Annotated in this window: 1 protein-coding gene and 1 pseudogene; both read left to right on the top strand. The window is 57.5% G+C overall.

The window, feature by feature from the left end:
• Positions 1-1,138 (top strand): phosphoglycerate kinase (gene pgk, locus H5U08_RS12760; RefSeq protein WP_297033656.1); only part of this gene is annotated, 1,138 nt, incomplete at its 5' end.
• Positions 1,139-1,660: 522 nt separating this feature from the next.
• Positions 1,661-3,725 (top strand): annotated as a pseudogene (locus H5U08_RS12755) (alpha-2-macroglobulin); the annotation flags it as partial.

The raw sequence follows: 3,725 nt of genomic DNA, 5'->3' as shown, positions 1-3,725 counted from the left end.
GATTTTTGGTCACATCGGCCGGGATCCACAGTTGAGCCTGGACAAAGTGTGCAAGCGGCTGGGTGAAATACTTGGTTGTGAGATCAAGTTTATTCCCGATTGGTTCGACCCTGCAAGCCTCACAATTCGCCCCGAACTTGTGGAAGCGGTCAAGGCGGCCAAGCCCGGCGACTTCATCTTGCTGGAAAACACGCGGAAATATGACATTGAACGCGTGCTGTGGAAAGCCAAACCGGCGGACATCCCCAATCTGGCCGAGAAACTTGCCAAAGTTGCCAACGAATTTGCTGAGAAAGTCGCGCGGGTCTACGTCCACGAGGCCTTCTCGGCCGGGAGTTTGGATACCTCGTCGGTGGTTGTCCCGGCGGCCATGGATAAGGTGGCCCTCGGCGAGTATGCCTACGGTGAGTTCTCGGGACCTCTGGCGGACTGCCTCAATGCCCAGCTCGTCATCTCCAGCGGGTTGAAGATCGACAAGCTCGACGACCTCCAGGCCATGATCGATCGCGGCAAGATCCGCTGGGTTTTCACGGCCGGCTCGCTGGCGATGGGCCTCATCAAAGCCGCCCACCAGCTTGACGGCAAAGATTTCTGCATCGGGGTTCAGGAAGATCCTGCTCACAAGGACCAGCCCTATTACATTCCGCCGGAACGGATCGAACAAGCCAAGAAAATGATCGCCGAAGGACGGCAGAAGGGGATTCAGTTCGTCATGCCGGTGGATTTTGTTCTCCAGGATGGTCGGGTGGCCACGACGCTGGGTCCGCAAGATCAGCAATTCGACGTCGGTCCGGCCACGCTGGACCTCTTCGAAAAGAAAATCGGCGAGTTTCTGGAGTGGGCCAAGACCCTCAATGAGCCGGCTATCGCTTTCCACAACGGCGTTTTCGGAAAGTTCGAGGATCCCCGCTTTGAGGCCGGCACTAAGCGCTTCATGGCCCAGTTGAAACGTATGAAGGATGCCGGCGTGCGGGTCTATGTGGGTGGCGGCGAAGGCGGTAAAGCCCTGGAACTCTATGGCCAGCCAGATTGGGTGACCCACAACTTCACCGCCGGCGGTACAGTGCTCAATGCATTGGGAAGCGAGCCGGTTCCGTTCCTTGTTTCCCTGGAAATGGCGGCGACCAAGTCGTTCTAATGGCAACCGTAACCCTGCTGGCAGCCGTCGTGCTCGCCGGTGGCAAAATCTTCCCGTAACACGACCCGTTGCAGACGATTCACCCCGTCCCCGGCGACGGGGTTTCTTTTTGCCCTCACCGTCCGCCCTGGGGATACTCCCGACCCGCAACCTGCTCGGGACACTTCCAGCCGGAGAACTTGTCAGGCAAAATCGCCATGGCCGGTTGGGGCAGGAAACGGCGACCAGCGAGATCTCAGGGAACTCTGTTCCCCCAAAGTGCGTCGGAAACGGTAGAGTGCGAGCTTCCGCTGCAGGCGGGGGCTCCGCGAACACCCCCGTTGCGGTTTGACCGAACAGCTTGCGTGAGCCGCTCGGGGGTGGAATAATTGCTTCGCCGGACGAGATGAGCGACCGGGTGTGTTGCCCATTCAGCGTGGCCCTTCCGGTCGTTGCCATGCCGTGAGGCGGGAGACGTGCGTGCCGCGATTCTCTTTTCGTAACAATCGCTGAATCTCCGACGCTGGGAAAAGGAAGGAAACCATGGGAACGTCCCAGAAAAGATGGATCGTCTTTGGTGCATTCGCACTGCTGACCTTTGGCGCACTTGTGACCACATCCGGCCTGTGGTATCGCACTGTGTTGTGGGGCGTTCTGAAGGGGGAAGAGGTCATGGGACGGTACGATAAAGGGGCGCAGGCACGCAAGTTATTGAAAGATGGGCAGTTCAAAGAGGCGCTCGCGCTGTTCCAGCAGTCTCTTGCGGATCCCCAGGCCGATCCTCGGGAAGTGCCTGAAGATCTCTCCCTGGCATGGCAATGTCTGGTGCGGCTCAATCGCGTTCATGAAATCGATAGCCTGCTGGAAAAAGCCGTGACGGTCCACGCTCGCAACTGGCGTCTGCTTCAGCGGGCGGCAGAACTGTACATGGAATTGCCCCATATCGGCGTCATCATCGACAACGTTTTCACACGCTCTGAAGACTGGCAACGGGGAAAGGTCGTCAACTGCTGGGAGCGGGACCGGGTTCGGGCACTGCAGCTCATGCGGCAGGCAATGCCTCTCGTTGCCGAGGAACCCAACCATTCCGATGCGGCCCAGTTCTATCGCCGTTTTGCAGATCTCATTCTTTTCGGCCGCGGCTGGGGGGACTCCTGGCGGCTCCAGGCCCTGACGAATCTTGATGAACTCCCCGATTACGAGGAAGGCTGGGGGCCCGACGGTACTCCCCGCTACGCTCCGGTGGACGAACAGGGCAACCCGATCTTTTACTCCGTCCCCAAGACTTTCGAGGATGTTCAAAACGATGGCGAACGCTGGCGGTGGTGCCTTGTCCAGGCCAAGGAAATGGATCCCCGTCTAACCGACGAAGTGGACTTCATTTTCGCGGAATTCCTCTGGACGCAATTCGGCGTTCAAACCCTGGCAGACTATAGTTGGTTCTTTGCCCGAGTGGCTGATGAGGAAAGACCTTCGCCGGAAACAGGTACGTGGGCTCTTCACACCCTGGGAGAAGATGAGACGATTGCCCGGCTGGCGATCGGCATCAAGCGTTTCAAACTGCCCGATGAGTTCAATTACATCAAGATCTGGCAACAGATCGGGGGCAGGGAAAAAAGCCCCTATCGGGTTGAAGCTTTGCGGCGTCTGGCACAGGAATTTGAGAATCGTCGGCAGTATCCCAAGGCTGCCGGGTACTGGAAACAGGTGGTTGACCTGACAACCGGCGACGAACGCGAGGCAGCCCGGCATCAGTTGGATCAAATTGTAGGCAACTGGGGACGTTTTGAGCCCATTGGAACGCAGCCGGCAGGAACAGGAGCCACCGTAGAATTTCGCTTTCGCAACGGCCATGAGGTGACTTTCACCGCCTACGAAATCAAAATCGACCAACTCCTGGCGGATGTCAAAGACTATCTCAAGGGCCTACCTCGGGAATTGAACTGGGAAAATCTCGACGTCGAAAACCTGGGTTATCGGCTCGTCGTAAAATCGCAGGAGAAGTATCTCGGGCCAGTCGTCGCTACCTGGACACTGCCTCTCAATCCCAGGCCGAACCATTTTGACAGCCGCATCACCGTCACCACACCGCTGCAAAAAGCGGGTGCGTATCTTCTCAAGGCACAGATGAAAGAGGGTAACGAGTGCTTTGTCGTGCTCTGGGTTGCAGATACGGTCGTCGCGCAAAAGCCGCTCGACAACGGAACATGGTTTTACGTGGCCGACGCCGTTACCGGCGAACCGATCCGGAAGGCTAACGTTGAATTTTTCGGATGGCGACAGGAGTGGCCCGGTGATGGGGCGAATCGCCCTCGATTGTTAATCAAGAATTTTGCCGAGTACACAGATGCACAAGGCCAGATTGTACTGACCGCGGACCAGCTCCCCAACAATTTCCAGTGGCTGATCATTGCCCGTACTTCTGAAGGGCGACTGGCCTACCTCGGCTTTACGGGAATCTGGACGGGCCGGTATTACGACGCTGAATACCGCGCGGTCAAAGTGTACCCCATCACCGATCGTCCCGTTTATCGTCCAGGACACAAAGTCCACTACAAATTCTGGATACGCCAGGCCCAGTACGATCAGCCCGACACTTCCGTGTTTG

This window comes from Thermogutta sp. (genome assembly GCF_014359955.1).
Classification (GTDB): domain Bacteria; phylum Planctomycetota; class Planctomycetia; order Pirellulales; family Thermoguttaceae; genus Thermogutta.
The sequence above is the reverse complement of the archived record's forward strand: the minus strand, read 5'-3'. Positions and strand labels throughout refer to the sequence as shown.